Here is a 16,240-nt window from a genome sequence, read left to right as displayed (position 1 = left end):
CGCCGAGCGGCACTCTTTCCAGGCCGCGGGAGGGTTGCGCAAGTGGCGCTGTCGCGTTTCCTCCAGATGTCGCTATTGCTCCAAGCGCGCGTGCGCCGAACGGCTCTTGTCTTGAATTTCTTGTTTTGATTCGGAGAGGTCTCCAGTTGGTACAACACTTGCTGATGCGCTGCTAGGTCCTCTCCCTTATGGAGATGCGTATGCAAGGCGTCCTCTGCAGCCGGCAGGTCTCGTTTCGGCGCGTATCTCCAGTTGCTCGCCTGGCGCGCGGATCATCTGTGCCTTCAATTCAGGTGCGCTGGACCTCTCTAACGCCCCTGATCAGGCGAGGGGCCGTTATATCACGCGGTCACCTGCTGGCTCGGCTCTTCCGTGTTGGTCGCCGATTGCGCTTCCGACGCCGTCGAAGGACGAAGGATCCGCGAAGAATCCGCGACAGAAATTCGCAGGATGGGGAAGAAAATATGACCTTTCCGTCGGGAGGAAGCAGAAAGCCGATGTCGGAACTGCGAAGGTCGATCCCGGCGCCGTCAAGTTGGCCAACGTGCTCCATTTCGCCCAAATCGCGAAGCTCAACGTTCAGGATATCATCGTGCTTGATCTTGAGGCAAAGCCACGCGTCTTTCGGGCAGCACAGTCGCTCCTTGGACAGAGACAATCCTGTTATTCATAGCTTGTTGGTGTCGCCAGCTGGATATCAAGGGTCATCGGGGTTGCCATGGCCGTCGTATCAAAAGCGATTCAGCATTGGGGCAGCGTCCAGGGCACAGACCATCGACACGAACGACAATGCGGTAATCGCCTGCTTAGCCTTCTGGTCATCGGCGAGCGAAATCAATCGGATGGAATTCGACGACGCTTCGGTCGTGGCGTGCCGTCCGGTGTCCGACGAGGATAGCGGCCGGACCCCGGCGCATGACAGGACAATTATCGCGCCGCAATTGGCGGAAGGCGACAAATTCGGGAATGGCGTCTGACGCAGCGCGCGCTCCAGCCTCACGAGTTCAGCTCATGGAACGGAATTTGGATCCGCCGGAAACAAACGCAAGCGAACGCAGCGATGGCGAGCCGGACCGGCGTGCCGAAGCGCCCATCGTGGATCTTTTTAGCTTCACCGAGTGCGCAAACAAGACGCATTCGCTGAGAGCGTTGTTCGATCTTCTTGTAAACCGTGCCACCGAGGAAGGATTCAGTGAAGTTGCATACGGCGCCATCAACTTCGTCGAGCCGCTTCGGTTGGCTGAGTATCCGCCGCCGACTGTCGCTGTGAATTGGCCGCCAGCCTGGTGCGATCGATACTTCAAACGCAAGTACCACACCATCGATCCGGTGGTCCGGCGGACGCCGATGCATTCGCGTCCGTTTCTGTGGGACCAACTCGCTGATCATTATCAGCTTCAACCGGACGAGAGACGTGTACTGGATGAGCCAGGGAGGCTGGCCTGAAGCATGGCATGAGCGTGCCCCTATTTGGCCCGTTGGGCCAAGTATCTGTGGTGTCGTTTGCGTCTCCGTCCGACGATGCTGATCCTCAGGATCGCATCGGTCATCTCAACGCCCTGGCTTCGCTCTTTCACAGCGCCTGTGGCGAGATAGCTCGATCCACCAATGGCGGCTGTGGGAAAAAAATTGCATTATCGCAACGGGAGATCAGTTGCATGCGGTGGGTTGCAGAAGGGAAATCTTCCTGGGAAATCGGCATGATCCTAGGAATCAGCGTTAATACGGTCAATTTCCATATCAAGAATGCGATGCGAAAACTGGGTGCGACCACCCGGATCCAGGCGACAGCTATCGCCATTCGCCTCAATATTCTTTGAGATCCCATCCTCACTGCCAGGAAGTGCGATTGACGCCAAGCCCTGGCAAGGCTCATGTCATTCGAACATTGCTTCGTTGAGACAGGCGACGTGAAACTCACGTTGCGTGAGGTTCTGGAGTTCGACGACGCATGTAAAGCCGACTGGTTTGGTGCCCTCGGGTGTGCCTGCGGTTTGCTCTGCCAGCCAGTGATCTAAGCCTAGGCGAGCTCGAGCCGGTTGCGCTGGCTGGTTGCGAGGCGGTAGAGCATCTCGAGAAAGAACCCCGACCGTTAGTCGGGGTTCTCGATTTAACGCTTGCGCGCGTGGGGTTCGCTATTTTGCCAACGTCGGACCGAACCTGTAGTTGAGCCGCGCCGTGACAAGATCGATGTCCTGGTGAACGCGATCGAAGCCAATAGCCGTGGGGAAGCTTACGTTGCTGCCCTGCATGAACAAGTGATCATACTCAAGGCCAACCGACCAGTTCGGCGTCAGGCTGACTTCCGCACCAGCGCCGAGCGCGCCACCCCAGCGCACATCGTTATTCCTGCCAAGCTCGGTGCCATTGGCCACTGAGTTGACGTGATAGGTGTTGCTGGTCACCGCCGCACCGCCCTTGGCGTAAAGCAGCACGGCATTGAACGCGTAGCCGACGTGGCCCGTGAGCAATCCAAATGCATCTGTCTTGGTGCTAATGGTGTCCGCTGGGAAGGCACTGCTGACATTGGAGCCGCTGAAGTTGGCCCAGTTTCCCTGACCTTCGATGCCGTACACCGTTCTGAAGATCTGCCAGCGATAGCCGATCTGTCCGCCGACGGTGCCGCCGGTCGAATTATGGCAGCCCTCGGAAGTACCGCCGTTGAAATCCCAGCAATTGTGACTCGATCCCCAGCCGCCGTTGAGACCGATATAGTAGCCGCTCCAGTCGTTGATCGGGGCTACCACCGGAAATGGGGGGGCCTTGATGTTGACAGGCTGCCCGGCGAGGTCTGCGCCGAATGCGGGAGCTGCAGCGCCGAGTGCGATGCTTGCGATCAGAATCAGCAATCTCTTCATTCCAGTGTCATTCCTTTTGATGGCCCCCGGCGCCGTGCGTCTTAACAACATGATTGCGAATTGCTGTAACTGAGGCACAACATTCCTCCGCAAGAAATGGGTCGAAACGCACGGTGCGTCAGGTTTTGAGGCGCCTAACTTGCGACGCCTCGACGAAAATGCAGCAACATTCGTGGCGCCTTTACCTGAAGGCGATGCGATCGTGATGGCACTGCGCGGCGCAATGCTGCGAGCGCATTTGCTGAAGCACCGCCACAACCAGGTTCCTGGCGATACATCCGGCTGAGCGTCGTTCAGCGGGTTTCGTCATGAGCCGCACAGATGAAGGCGTCCCTATCGGGATGAGAGTTGAATTTATCCTGAGTCAGGAGTCGTGTGGCGACTTAAGATTGTGGTAACGTCGGAAATGATCCATCAGAGGCATTGATCGATCCAAATTCGGCCATCCTCAAGATCCGGAGCGGCATCGGGCGCGCTGTAACTGCTCTTGCTGCGCCAGGAAAGCCAATCGAGCTGGTGCGCCGCCAAGATCATTTGCCGCAGAATGTTCGTCACCGCGCTGGGTGAAGCCCGCATCGAAATTGCCGAGACGCGCGCCAAGCTACAAGATACGGTGCGCATTGTGTCAAGCCGGGACAGCGCGTGCTTGTCGCGCCTTCGTTGTCGGTGTGCTCCCGCTTCTATCCTACTGATGTGGGGACCACGAGAGCTGCACAAGCAGGGCTCCTTGATGCTGTCATCGACGTAGAAGATGAGCAGGGAAAACTCAGATCGACCACGACCTGCCCCTTCGGAGTTGACGATACGGTCTCGTTCCTGCCGATAACAAGGGTACCGGCCAGCTGGAGCGACGAACCTCTACTGTTTACTCGGCGACGCCAGCTCCGCTCGTAAATTGCGTATCGCTTCGTTTGCCAGATGCAGGGTATTCCGTTCGCCGGTCCTGATCGAGCACTCCAGTAATGCTCGCAAGCGGCGGTGAAGGAACGTCTTGAGATGATGCGCAAGAACTGGGTCCTTCTCGACAAAGCGCCACGCTTTTTCAAATGCGATGCTTTCGATAATCTCCGGTGTTTGCACCTGGCCGGATATGACCTGATCCATCTCAAAACTCCTCGACTCCTGGTACAAGGTAAAAGTTTCGTCCGGAGCGTGCCGACGAGCTGCGGCCTGTCTTGAGCGGCAAGAAGTCGGAGCCACAGCCAAAATGTGTGTCGATCCTACAGCGACCTTTATAGTGCCGCTTGTTGAAGTCCGGATGACCCAATGTCGAAGTGCCAGGGAAAGTCGGACGCTTCTGAATTGGCAACAAGATGCGAGGCACAAAGAGGCAAATGTCAACGCAGGGTCTCTTAGGCCCGGCACGAGCTATCGCGACAATTGCGTTGATCTGCCAGGAATCGTTCTGGCGACGAAATATCAGGTGGCCCGCAAATTTAGAACAATGCGGCCGCGATCAGGGAGCTAGCTTATGCTGCCAAGATCCGAATATCGGAAGGCGCGGTCAACTGTGCGGCGCCTCGCGCGAATATCGCGGATCGCGCGTCCCCCTATCTGCCCTGGAGCAAACTGCGAGCGTGTAACATGCCATGATCAAGCGTTTGAAGTGTAGTGCAGCGAAAATCGGATGAATGTCTCGCTCCTCGAGGCGAAATGATCAGCACGTGGAAGCAGCTCACTCACCTAGCGGTGAGCCACGGTCTCGAAGTGGCCTTATCCGTGGGCAGGAGAGCACCGCCACGGTCAGCCCAGCAATGAAGCTTTCACTGAGCGGCCGTCGATCGCCGAGGAGCGAAGCGGCCTCAGCCCGCCGCACGTGCCAGAATCAATCTGGCAATCCGCGTCTGGTTGGCCGGAGTGCGCAGTGCAGGCGGTAAGGCGGCCACTGCCTGATCTAGAAGGCGCCCCAAGATTTGAAGCTCTTCTGGATCGTAAACGCCATGGTCCCGTCTCATTCGCGCTGCTCGCCCGTCGCCAGGAAGGCCACCGGTGCTCGTATCGCCGAGCTGGCCGAGCGCCAGTTCCGCTGATATCATTTCGTTCGTGAGTGCGTTGAGCAGCTGGATTGCCTCGAGCTCGTTGCTTCCTTCGCGTACGAGAGTGGCCACGATATCGAGTTGCAGGTCGATGCGATCCTCAAGGTCCTGCATACGTGAATTCGAAGGGTCAAGTTCCACAGTGTTGCTCCAGATTAATTAGACGAAATTGGCATGTAGTTTTGTGTGCGTTCCGATTTGCGAGGCAGCCGATGCGGTGAGCGACAAAAGTTCCGCTGCACAAGACAACTCGCGCATGTGCAACCAAAGAAAGGGACGGGCTGGCCTCGCAGAAAGACCTGAAGAAGGTATGGTCGCTATAGAGCGCTGTGCGCTGCCTGATAGAACGCCCGTCTTTGATTGAGCTATCGAGCCGGCGTACTCCACGCTGGCCGACCTCGCAGGAGCGCCGTTGGCATAGGCGGAACACACCAAACAGCGTGGAGTGGATGGGCGGCATGAGAGCCCCGCGAGCAAAGGGCGTAAGTGGGCGGCTAGTGTTGTCGCATGGCCTTTCGCGTCGCCGAAATCGAAGTCAGTATGCGCCGCTGATACCAGCGCGTCCTTTTTGTGTTTGAGAAGGTCAGATGGCTGACGTTGCATTGCTTGAGAATCGCAACATCGCGAAAGTAACGGGGCTGTCCGCCTGGTCAGGCCGACAAGCCTTGCCGAGGCTGACGCAAGAGCCGGTGCGACTGCCTGGCTTCTATGCGACGCACGCATGCAACCCGACCAATGCGCGTGAGAAGCACCTAATTTTCGGCGACGCCTTCAGGATGACGAAATTGCTGTCGGCTACTTCGAATGAGGGCAATACGGTTCGGCGAGCCATCCGGCTGAAGCTGGACCGCTGGTGGCGCGGTTTCAAAGGTCGAGGGATATCGTTGGTGATGTGGGCGCGAAAGGCTTGAGCCGGCCTGCGACTTGGCAGAAAGCAAAGGGGGTCCATGGTCACACGAGCTTCGTCAAAGATGCTTTCCGGAAATCGGTGAGCGACTATGGTGCATTTGGCTGAAATCCGTAAAATCGAAAGTTTTGATGGGATGCATCCAGTCCGCGGATAGCGCGCGCGACTATCCTTGACCTGCTCTGGACGACGCATAAGACAAGCTCGCATACGGGTTGAGCCACTTTGTGATGCCAACGCTATTCAACGTCTCATGTCGCTGCCGACGACATCGGCTGCGCGGCCGGCAACGTGATGCTTGAGGTCGCGCCTATATCCTTATGAGTTTGGGATCTCCCGTCGAGCAAGAAAGAACGCCTTGATCGTACGTCAATGGGCACGTACGGCATGCCAAGAAGGGGCCGGGCGTCCCACAGTAGCGAAGTTGAATAGACATTGTCAGCCAAAGCTATCGATGACTTCGGCTCTGATCGCGCTCGCGGTGTATAGTGAAGTGTCGAGCGGAAGGCTCCCGAATGCAAGCTGGCAGAGTAGGTAGTTGGTACCTGCCTCTTCCATCTGGTTAAGAAGCTGCTGTCGGGCGGAAGCTGGCGTCCCGACGACGCACAATTGGCTCTCCAGCGCTGCATCGAACGACAGCGGCAGAGCCGGCGGCGTCGGAGTGGCGTTTAGCTCGTAAAGGAACTTAAAGCTATCCAGCCATTGTCCATAAGCGGCTTCGGCAGCCGCATGAGCTTCTCCGTCAGATGTCGCAATCACGATCATACGAGCCAACCCCAGGAACGGCTCTCGATCGTCCGCGGCTGTGCAGCGCGCCCGACGGCAACGAAAAGCATCCGTAATGCTTCGGACAGCAGAGGCGGGGCCGACACACGCCAGATTTGCACCATTTGCCGCGGCCCATTCCGCTGATTCGGGCCGATTGCTGGCGATCCAGGTCGGTGGAGAAGGTCGCTGATGAGGCCTCAAAGTTAAGGGTACACTGTTCAGCTCAAAATGGCTTCCTTGGTAGGATAACGTATCGCCCTTCAGCGCAACATTTAAGATTTCGCTGGCTTCCATATAGCGGCTTGGCGCCGCGCCTGCGCTGATGCCGAAATAGCCCCATTCGATCGGCTGGGAGCCGCGACCGATACCGAGTTCGAGCCTGCCGCCGCTCAATTGATCAAGCATGCAGATCTCTTCGAACACGCGCAACGGATGATAGAGGTTGAGCAGCAGAACAAGCGGACCAAAGCGGAGCCTGCGGGTGCGCTGCGCAAGACTTGCTAGAAACAGGTTCGGCGAGGGCCCTCTGCCATGAGGGGTGCAGTGGTGCTCCGCTAGGTGATAAGCGTAAAAGCCCAGAGAATCACACGCCTCCGCCAGCTTGAGACGATCTTCATACTGTCGCGCAATATCGCGACCGTCGTCGTCCAAGTGGTCAAAGATTGCGCATTTCAGTCTTGAGGGAAGGCCGCTTTTCACTCGATCATCTCCGATTTTGGAATGGGAGTCCTGGTTGCTTTGTGCCTTCGGCCTCAAGGACGTGGAACGCATCACTTGGCCGATCTGGCTATTCTGCGGGAGCTAACGCTCTGGGCTTGCGCCATGCAGCGTGGGCGTGAGAACCTGCATATTCGTCGCGACTACTTTGATAGGAGTTCGCGAAGTGCATCCACGCCAAGCATGTGCTCGACCAGAAGCTTCTTTAGGTTCGCGTTTTCCTCTTCCAGCGCGTTCAACAGCTTGGCGGCCGAAACGTCCATGCCGCCGAACTTGGCCTTCCAATCGTAGATTGTCGCTTCAGAGATCTCGTGTCTGTGAGCTAGATCAGCCGGTTTCGCACCAGCCCCATGCTCGTTCAGTATCGCGATAATTTGCTCTTCTGTGAATCTCGGTCGTTCCATTTGTCCGTTCCGTCTTGCACAGCACTTGCACTCGAAGTGCAGACAATATGCAATGTGACATCATCTGGCGCCCTTACGAGCTTGGCTCAAAACACGCACTAAATATTCCGAATATCCGCGATGTCAGATGGCGCGTTCCATCCTTCATGCCAAATGGATCGGCGGCTGTGCCCGAAAGTAGGACAACGTCCAGGGATGCGCATTCCGATAGGAGAGCTGATCGAAGTCATGTCGATAATATTCTCAATGTTGTAACTCTGCCCGATTGTCGTGGCGTCACGCCTGTTGCCGCCTGCTGGAAGCAATGTGAGCTTGTTATCGACAATTCGCTTCACAACGAGCGGTGTCGCATCAAGCTGGCCAGTGGTGGGATCGAGTTCGCACAGACTTTAAGTCTGACATAAGTCGCTTGGGAGCGGTCGAGGCGCTGGCAGAATTGACGAGGAACGCGCTGGCGAAACAGCGATTGGATAGCAATCGCGTTTCGCGCAATGTGGGGTAGCCGGAAGTTGCGAAGTACAGTTGCATTTGTCAGCATGCGCGGTCGACGGAGAGATTGCCGTGGCGGTTTGGTTGTCATGGCTGTTGTCGCATGAGCGGAACGGCCGGAACTGCGCAGCATTCCCGATCAGACTGTTGCGGATGTCTGCAGTGAAGCGTCGCAAGAACTGGCCTTAATCGGAATGCTATTTGTCTACCATCGGACGTAGCTCCTCCTGTACGTCGACGTCTGGTAATTCCGCGAGCGCTGCAGCGAAGGCGATAAGCGCTCCGAAAGCCGCGAGCACAAGAGAGCTCGCGAGTATAACGGCAGCAAGGTCCTGATGTCGTTTCATCATCTGTGTCGTGGCTGTGTTGGCGGAGAACGGCTGTGGATCGCGTCGATCAGTTCTGGTCGAGCACTTCAACACGCCCGTCGAGCCAGCGGTAAACCACAAAGCCTGGGCCTGCATTGTCTCCCTTGGTATTGAACCTGACCGGACCAACGGCTGTTTCGATCGGCCGTGAACGGAGTTCGGTTGCGACCCGCGCAGCATTGAGGGAACCGGCCCGCTTCACCGCCTCCGCCCACGCCTGAACTGCGGCATAGGCGTAAAGTGTGTAGCCTTCGGACGACAGCCCGGAAGCCTTGAGTGAGGCCACGGCGTCAGCCGCATTGGCATTTGTTGCTATGTCGGGCATGAAGGTAAATAGCGTACCGTTTCCCGCGCTGCTGGTGATGCCCCAGAATTCGGAGGTCATCAACGGGTCGTTGGCCATGACGGTAAGACCGGCCTCTGCTTCTGATGCCTGACGGATGATCAGCCCAATCTCGGTGTGATAACCGCCGATATAGGCGAGGCGTACCCCGTCCCTCTTCAATCTAGAGATCAGCGCCGTATAATCCTTTTCCCCGGCTATATAGCTCTGCCGAATGACGGGTTCGCCGAATCCCTGAAGCTGTGCCTCAACCGCGTCGGCGATACCTTTGCCGGCGGTGCTCTTGTCGTCGAGCACTGCGATCTTGACGCTGTGGTAATGTCGGTGAATGTATTCAGCCGCAACGGTGCTCTGCTGGTCGTCGCGGCCGCAGATCCGAAACACGGTCTGGATGTTGCGTTCCGTTAGCTGAGGATTTGTCGAACCAGGTGATAATTGGATGATACCTGCTTCGGCATAGACGTCGGAGGCTGGGATGGACGAAGACGAGCAAAAATGGCCGACGACCAGACGCACCTGAGCCATTGCGAGCTTATTTGCAACGGCGACCGCTTGCTTCGGGTCGCAGGCGTCATCAGCGACACTCAGTATCACCTTGGTGTTGGGAAGCTGGCCCGAAGCGTTCAACGCCTCGACAGCCGCGGCGGCGCCGTTGCGCATCTGCGCGCCGAACGCCGCGCTGCTTCCGCTCATTGGGCCGGCCACGGCAATATGAACGTCCGAAGCCCGCGCAGTCGAGGCGAGGGCACAGAAAAGGAAGGCTGCACCTGCAGCTGGAGTGTAAAACCTATTCAACACTGCAGATCTCCTAGTGCTCAGCTCGATCTAAAGTCCAACTGTCTGCGGCCAGCACGGGCCCGCGCTTAAGGATCGCCAAGCGAAGCATGTGTCAGCTCGGGCAACGACCATGGCGGAGCCTACAATTTGACGTTACGTACGATTCAAGTCTTTCTTGAACGGGAGCTTCGCTCAATGCATCAGAGAAAGCGGCGGATCGCCGAGACCCTCGCAGAAAATCTGACCGGTGATTGGTAAAGCTGCCGCCGGGCATCAAAGCCGGCGGATCACGCTGAACCGCCATGACGATCGAGCTGGCCAAGCGGGCTGGTCAAGCCGTCCGAAGCCGCCTTAGTGATCTCAGTATGGCTGATCCTCTAGGCCGGAGAGGGCAAGATCGAGATATTGCATGAGGCAGGGATCCCAACCAGCCAAACTGCGTGGGGCGCTTAGGCGTGCGAGGACCTTCAGGATCGTCGAAACCCGGGAATCCGCTCCAGCGATTTCGCCGATCAGCAGGCGCGCGGCAATCGCGACGGCTTTCGCGCGCTCGCCGCAAGGGTGTTCGCCGCGATCCATACAATCGCGGAGGTCGTCCCGGATGCGTCGCCATCGCTCCTCGCGTTCTGCAGCCAATTTGCATGTGCATCGGGATGTTTGACTACGCGTCTCAATCCGCGACATGGCGTCCAAGGTGGCAGGCAGCTCATCTACGCTGACCTGAACGTCACTGTCGGTCGTCATGTTGCGCAATCGATCTCGCAACAGCGTTGCTCGAGCAACTTGAAGCTCTATTCGCTCCAAATGCTTGCGCAATAGGTCGGTCAGCGAAGTCGTGCGCTCCATAGCTTTACGGATCTCGTAAAGGGAGAAGCCAAGCTCACGTAGCGCCCGGATCTGATGGACCCGCTGGATGCTCTCGCGGTCGTACATCCGATGGCCGCCGTCCGTGCGCTCTGAAGCGGCTAACAGGCCGGTGTGTTCATAATGATGCAGCGTGCGTACCGTCACTCCGGTCGCTTCCGCAAGTTCGCCAATGCGCCATCGACGCCGTCTTGGTGTAGCTTTGCTCATGTTGTTCAATTTCAAAGCCTACAACCTGACGTCACGTTGGATTCAAGTCATTTCAAAGCTCTAGCTGGATCGTCTTCCATTCCAGCGCAGGAGTGGTGACTATCCTTAGAACGGCGCGCGATCAACCCTGAGGGGAAATGGTGATCAACAGGTTCGTTAAGCATGCCAGCTGAGCGTCGCTGGCCGCTGTACGCTCCAGGATGAGTTTGGCGATCGCCGTCCGATTTTCCGAAGTTCGCATTGATGGCGGCAGCGCGGAGACTGCCCTGTCAAAAAGACTTCCTAAGACAGAAAGCTCTTCGGGATCGAATACTCCACTGTATTGCTCCAACGTACGGCTCCTTGTTCGTCATTGCGTCGGCATAGCGCACCTCGTCAAGACGTTTGGCCGCGGTACGGCCAAAAGAAGTCAGACCGGGGGCGCAGAGAGACGAAGAAGCGATGCGCACTCGGGTGATGCGACAGAGCAACACGCGCGTGCGATGCCTTGCTTGGACGGAGCGAGTCCAACATTCATATGCACAATCAATCAGCACCGCGTTCGTTGTGGTGCTGGATCTCCGACAAGTCCGGATCGTCCGCTCATCGCGAGCGCCACGACCGATTCGCCGCCTTGATGTGATTAGCCGCCGAGCCGATTCGGCCCTCTCGAGATCGACGCGGCCGCAAGCCGGGCTTGCAATGCCAGCGTAGCTTTGGCGCGAGCACGTAGCGACCTCTCTGCCTCTCAAAGCTGGGCCAATGCTCGAGCGACCGCTTTACGTCGAGCCCTCGCCGGTGCGAGAAGGACGGCCTTGGGCTTGTGACGGTCGCCAACTATGAGGGGCTTTGACGAGAGACAATCAGTTCGAGCGAGACGAGCCGAAATTGCACGTTGGGACACGGTCCGGGCGGCGGGTTCGCTGACCTCTGCTAAAGTCCTTACGCTAACGGCGAGACCGATCGTGCGAAGGGGCCGGCATCATCCGCTTGTTCCGAAGCGCTAATGCTGAATGCCTCTTCACGCGCAGTTGCTATGCGAGCTGCCTCCTGCAGCAATATCTCTCTCAGCCAGATGCTCTCTGGATTGCTGTTATTAAGGACTGGCCATTGGACTGCCTCAGTGAAGGTGGGGAATGGCTGGGGAAGCGTGGCAATCTGAAGCGGCGCGGTTTTTTGAAAATGCTTTGCGAGCCTAAAGGGTATGGTCCCTATGCGGCCTGTGCCCACTAGCAGGGGTGGAATCATGCTGAAGCTCTGCACAAGAATATCGATGCGCCGATTGAGGCCGAGATCGAGTAACAAGGAATCCTCGACGAAGGTCTTGCGTGCGCCTCCGAGCTTGACCGCAACGTGGCCCATCGACATATACCGATCAAATGTCAACCGCCTCAGTAAGTGACTATTCGTGTGGCAGCCTACACAAGCGAAACTCTCCTCGAACAAGGCCGCTCTGGGGTGTGTACCGGACATGAATAGTTCCGGCAGGATGACAAAATCGACCTCGCCGCGCCGAAGTAGCTCATCGTGTTCATCGTTGAGCGTCACCAGCTCGAACCTGACATTGGGTGCTTCTCGCGCGACGCGCTCCACGACATGGCGGAAGAATACGACGGTTATGAAATCTGACAGGCAGATCCTGAACCGCCGGTCCGATCGGGCAGGATCGAAGGCCTCACGTGCGATAATCGAGTGCTGAATGTGCATCAACGCCTCACGAACCGGAGCGGCGAGTCCCTCCGCGCGTGCGGTCAGGACAAGTTCTCGTCCTCTCATTACAAACAACTCGTCACCAAAATAGGAGCGCAGTCGGGCGACAGCTGCACTCATGGCGGGCTGGCTAAGGCTGATCTTACGTGCCGCTGCAGTCAGGCTGCGCTCAGTCATTAGAGCATCGAGCGCGACGAGAAGATTAAGATCCAGTCCTTTGAAGCGCATATCTTCTTGTCCGGCGCAAACGTGCTTGCGGTGTTAAACGACCGGCCGCGGCCACGTCTGAGGCGGTCTCACCGGCTGGTCCGAATCGGTTTCGTCCGACCTTGCTCTCGCGAGAGGAAGGTCGCGGAATCACCGCAACAGTGGACGGTTCGGCCGTTGGCGGACATCAGAGGCTGGAAGCCGTTACCAGCCCGTAATAGGCTCGCCGCTCCCGCGCGCCTCGTAACAAGACCCGGTCTTAACTATTGGCACCAGTCCAAGTTGTTCCGCCAAAGCCGTGAGTTCGGCTGTGCGCCCGGTCGACCGCCGCTTAAGGCAGCGCGAGCCAAGGCGCGCAGCCTACAACCTCACGCAGCGTGGGATTCAAGCGAATAATTGAACGTGCCTGACATTTGCACACCAATGCGGATTATGTCCCGCAGCAACGTTGGGTGTCCGTCGACCTCGGCGGAGAATTATGGCGTGCCGCAATACTCGAGACACGGCCGGAATGGCCTTATGCTGAACTTAGCATCGCCTACGAGTAGATGTCTCGAGATGGCCCGATGCGATGTTGGACGCCTCTTCCAACAATATTCGCCTCATCCAAACACTCGCCGGGTCGGTATTGTGGAACGCAGGCCATTGCAATGCTTCAGTGAATGTGGGCAGAGGCAAGGGTGGTGCGACAATCCGCACGGGCATCCGCTTTTCGAAGTGCCTAGCGAGTCGCAAAGGCATCGTGCCGATACGGCGGGTGTCCAATATTATGGGTGGGATAAGGCTAAAGCCTTGCACCACCACCTCGATCCGTCTCTTTAGGCCGTGTTCAAGCAAAAACCATTCTTCCAGATTGGGCCTCAGCGCCCGTCCGAATTTGGCCGTAACGTGACCCATCGAAAGGTATTTTTCGAATGTCAGTTGTCGTGACAGTTGCTTGTTCGTGCGGCATCCCACGCATACGAGAGTCTCGTCGAACAGCGTCGCCTTGGGATGAGAGCTCGACATAAACAACTCCGGCAGAATGAGAAAGTCGACCTCACCCCGGCGGAGCAACTCGTCGGGCTCATCCGAAAAGGGCAGCAATTCAAAGCGCACAGCCGGGGCTTCCTGTGCGATACGGTCCATAATTCGTCGAAAAAAAACGATTGTCATGAAATCGGAGAGAATGACCCTGAAGCGACGGCTGGACTGAGCAGGGTCGAACGAATCTCGCGAAATAATCGAAATTTGAATGTGCAAGAGGGCCTCGCGAACGGGACCCGCGAGCTCTTCCGCGCCCGGTGTCGGGACGAGCTCTCGACCGCGCATCGTGAAAAGTTCATCGCTGAAGTAGGTGCGCAGCCGCGCGATTGCCGCGCTCATAGCGGGTTGGCTCAGGTTAATTTTACGCGCCGCGGCGGTGAGGTTGCGCTCGGTCATCAGAGCATCGAGCGCAACGAGCAGGTTTAGATCGAGTCCTTTGAATCGCATCTTTTGAGTCTATCCATCGTGTGGATGCTTTCTATCGAAACAATCGATTTTACCAAACTGCGGGATGTTGGATAGCAAACATCAGTTTGGAAAATGGTCGGAACACCAGAATGGCTGTCGGTCGTGCGTGGACTCTGGACAAACCTTGAACGCAAGCGGCTGCTGTCGGATCCTTGGGTGGTCATTCAAGGCGAAGGCGTACGAGTGGCGTCGGTCTTGGCCGGCACAATTTGCGTATCCGTTGCAACGCGAAGCGTTCGGTAAACCTTCGTATGTGTATTCCAACCCTTTCCATATCGGCGGTTTACCCGCGTACACTTGAGGGCCGGATCAGCATCGCCCTAGTGTCGCGATACAGCGGCAGGCGCAAATCGCGGATGCCAAATAGATCTGGCGACAGTCTATCGGCTCGACTGTCAATCGCATTCGGGGCGTGTCGAAGATGCATGAGAATCAAGTTGATCTGGTGTCACTGCGACGCTCCGTCAACGAGGTGGTCCACATCGATGATCAGCTCACTAGCGGCAAAGCGCCGATAGCCGCAATAGATGAGGCAGAAGGGCTTCATACTGCAGATAACACCTGCACGATTAAATGGCCCCGTCCGTACGCCTTCGGCACAGCATTCGGTCGGAATGACAAGCCTCAATGGAGCGATCATCTGATCGCACACAAAGGTGACACCCCAAGCAATCTGCTCCGGCACCGGGCGCGCAAAGAAGAACCGGCATCCAACAAAACGCGACGGCGCATTTCTCGATCGATCTGCGTCCGGTGAGTGAGTTTGTGTGACAGACCCCCCTCTAGAGATTACTCGCGTAGGTAAGCCTGCCATGAACATTGTCGCATCTCGGGCCACGCAATCTCCTTCCGCGCGTACTCAAGTTCATTGGAGCATTCGCTGGGAAAACGAGCTGCGGCTAACCGAGCATGCCGAGCTCGCCGAATTTTTTCGCAAAAGTTACGGGCCGACCGGTGCTTTCAATGCGCAGCCATTTGAAGGCAACAGAAGTTGGGCCGGCGCTAGGCCTGAGGTCCGCGTGATTGGTCGCGACGCCCATGGCGTAGCTGCTCACGTCGGACTACTGCGCCGCTTCATCAAGATCGGTGAGGTCGATCTACTCGTGGGAGAACTTGGGCTGTATGCCGTGCGGCCGGATCTCGAGGGACTGGGAATCAGCCACGCGATGCGGGTGATGTATCCCAAACTGCACGAACTTGGAGTCCCGTTTGGCTTCGGGACGGTCCGGCCCGCGCTTGAGAAGCATCTTACTCGACTGGTGCAGAGACAGGGCCTCGCGACCCTCATGTCGGGCCTTCGCGTCCGCTCCACGCATCCGGATGTCTATCCCAATTTGTCGCCGATCCGCATCGAAGAGGTGATCGTGGTGGTGTTCCCGGTTCAAAGCGCGATCAGCGAGTGGCCCGCTGGCGCAATGATCGATCGGAACGGGCCCGAGCTGTGAAGGAGCTTATCCCCGTGTCTACCGTTCCTTGCGACTACGCTGATGTGAGCGGAAGCTTCCCCGTCTATTTGACCTTCGACGACGGGCCAAATCCATTCTGCACGCCAGAGGTTCTCGATGTGTTGACGCAACATCGGGTGCCAGCGACGTTCTTTGTGATCGGTACCTACGCAGCCGAGCAGCCCGAACTCATTCGGCGGATGATCGCGCAAGGCCACGAGGTGGCGAACCACACGATGACGCATCCGGATCTGTCCAGATGCGGGCCGGTTCAGGTGCGCGGTGAGGTGCTAATGGCCAGCGAGGCGATTCGTTCGGCGTGTCGGCAGGCCGCGCCCAGGCACATGCGGGCCCCCTACGGTAAATGGACCGAAGAGGTGCTCGCTACATCGGCGCAGGCTGGCCTTACGGCTGTGCACTGGTCGGTCGATCCGAGAGATTGGTCCCAGCCCGGGGTGGACAGAATTGTGACTTCGGTACTCGGAGCCGTTCGACCGGGTTCGATTGTTCTCCTGCACGACGGATATCCTCCTGATGAGGACGCGACGTGCGCTGACGCAACTCGGCGAGATCAGACGGTTAGAGCGCTCTCTTACCTGGTTCCAGCACTACAACGCCGCGGCTTCGTGATCCGCCCGCTCCCTCAGCTTCACTGAACAACAAC

General features: G+C 57.5%; 14 protein-coding genes and 2 pseudogenes. 6 read left to right on the top strand and 10 right to left on the bottom strand.

Going from position 1 to position 16,240, the window contains the following annotated elements; all coding sequences use genetic code 11:
* Window positions 1-730 precede the first annotated feature (730 nt).
* A complete protein-coding gene (locus ALC15_RS43150; RefSeq protein ID WP_128089453.1) occupies window positions 731-1,000 on the bottom strand; it encodes a hypothetical protein in 270 nt (89 codons plus the stop codon).
* On the opposite strand from ALC15_RS43150, the pseudogene ALC15_RS47530 reads away from it, so the two are divergent.
* A pseudogene (locus ALC15_RS47530) lies at window positions 916-1,523 on the top strand (autoinducer binding domain-containing protein); the annotation flags it as partial. The gene ALC15_RS43150 and the pseudogene ALC15_RS47530 overlap by 85 nt on opposite strands.
* A gap of 135 nt (window positions 1,524-1,658) precedes the next feature.
* Entirely contained in the window at window positions 1,659-1,820 is a 162-nt protein-coding gene (locus ALC15_RS47525) for a helix-turn-helix domain-containing protein (RefSeq protein ID WP_347336276.1), read from the top strand.
* 315 nt (window positions 1,821-2,135) lie between these two features.
* On the opposite strand, the gene ALC15_RS06830 is transcribed toward ALC15_RS47525, so the two are convergent.
* Complete coding sequence (locus ALC15_RS06830) at window positions 2,136-2,858, bottom strand: outer membrane protein (protein WP_050399850.1); 723 nt, start codon at window positions 2,856-2,858, stop codon at window positions 2,136-2,138.
* A gap of 139 nt (window positions 2,859-2,997) precedes the next feature.
* Here ALC15_RS06830 and ALC15_RS44050 point away from each other — a divergent pair, with 139 nt between their 5' ends.
* A complete protein-coding gene (locus tag ALC15_RS44050) occupies window positions 2,998-3,144 on the top strand; it encodes a hypothetical protein (protein ID WP_157347997.1) in 147 nt (48 codons plus the stop codon).
* Window positions 3,145-3,716: 572 nt separating this feature from the next.
* Here the strand turns inward: ALC15_RS44050 and ALC15_RS06825 are convergent.
* Entirely contained in the window at window positions 3,717-3,962 is a 246-nt protein-coding gene (locus tag ALC15_RS06825) for a hypothetical protein (RefSeq protein ID WP_050399920.1), read from the bottom strand.
* A 698-nt stretch (window positions 3,963-4,660) separates the two neighbouring features.
* On the bottom strand, window positions 4,661-5,035 hold the full coding sequence (locus ALC15_RS06820) for a hypothetical protein (RefSeq protein WP_050399849.1): 375 nt from the start codon (window positions 5,033-5,035) through the stop codon (window positions 4,661-4,663).
* 446 nt (window positions 5,036-5,481) lie between these two features.
* On the opposite strand from ALC15_RS06820, the gene ALC15_RS06815 reads away from it, so the two are divergent.
* The gene (locus tag ALC15_RS06815) at window positions 5,482-5,805 is read left to right on the top strand and encodes a hypothetical protein (RefSeq protein WP_050399848.1); all 324 of its coding nucleotides are present in this window, start codon (window positions 5,482-5,484) and stop codon (window positions 5,803-5,805) included.
* Between the two features lie 434 nt (window positions 5,806-6,239).
* Here the strand turns inward: ALC15_RS06815 and ALC15_RS06810 are convergent, their stop codons facing one another.
* The 6 genes and pseudogenes from ALC15_RS06810 to nodD1 form a co-directional block, all read right to left on the bottom strand.
* The gene (locus tag ALC15_RS06810) at window positions 6,240-7,268 is read right to left on the bottom strand and encodes an LLM class flavin-dependent oxidoreductase (protein ID WP_050626620.1); all 1,029 of its coding nucleotides are present in this window, start codon (window positions 7,266-7,268) and stop codon (window positions 6,240-6,242) included.
* A 164-nt stretch (window positions 7,269-7,432) separates the two neighbouring features.
* Window positions 7,433-7,690 (bottom strand): annotated as a pseudogene (locus ALC15_RS06805) (transposase); the annotation flags it as partial.
* 885 nt (window positions 7,691-8,575) lie between these two features.
* Entirely contained in the window at window positions 8,576-9,583 is a 1,008-nt protein-coding gene (locus ALC15_RS06800) for a branched-chain amino acid ABC transporter substrate-binding protein (RefSeq protein ID WP_244485963.1), read from the bottom strand.
* Window positions 9,584-10,027: 444 nt separating this feature from the next.
* Window positions 10,028-10,741, bottom strand: coding sequence for a MerR family transcriptional regulator (locus ALC15_RS06795; protein ID WP_157347991.1), 714 nt, complete (start codon window positions 10,739-10,741; stop codon window positions 10,028-10,030).
* A 921-nt stretch (window positions 10,742-11,662) separates the two neighbouring features.
* On the bottom strand, window positions 11,663-12,658 hold the full coding sequence (locus ALC15_RS06790) for a LysR family transcriptional regulator (protein ID WP_050404918.1): 996 nt from the start codon (window positions 12,656-12,658) through the stop codon (window positions 11,663-11,665).
* Window positions 12,659-13,165: 507 nt separating this feature from the next.
* Window positions 13,166-14,110: a transcriptional regulator NodD1 gene (gene nodD1, locus ALC15_RS06785; protein ID WP_050404917.1), complete on the bottom strand. Its 945-nt coding sequence runs from the start codon at window positions 14,108-14,110 to the stop codon at window positions 13,166-13,168.
* A gap of 833 nt (window positions 14,111-14,943) precedes the next feature.
* On the opposite strand from nodD1, the gene ALC15_RS06780 reads away from it, so the two are divergent.
* Both ALC15_RS06780 and nodB read left to right on the top strand, forming a co-directional pair.
* The gene (locus tag ALC15_RS06780) at window positions 14,944-15,576 is read left to right on the top strand and encodes a NodA family N-acyltransferase (RefSeq protein WP_050404916.1); all 633 of its coding nucleotides are present in this window, start codon (window positions 14,944-14,946) and stop codon (window positions 15,574-15,576) included.
* Entirely contained in the window at window positions 15,573-16,232 is a 660-nt protein-coding gene (gene nodB / locus ALC15_RS06775) for a chitooligosaccharide deacetylase NodB (RefSeq protein ID WP_050404915.1), read from the top strand. Before ALC15_RS06780 ends, nodB begins: the two co-directional genes overlap by 4 nt.
* Window positions 16,233-16,240: the final 8 nt, after the last annotated feature.

Origin of the sequence: Bradyrhizobium viridifuturi, assembly GCF_001238275.1 — a bacterium.
GTDB classification, from domain to species: Bacteria; Pseudomonadota; Alphaproteobacteria; order Rhizobiales; family Xanthobacteraceae; genus Bradyrhizobium; species Bradyrhizobium viridifuturi.
Note: the sequence above shows the minus strand (reverse complement) of the source record. Positions and strands in the feature narration are given on the sequence as shown.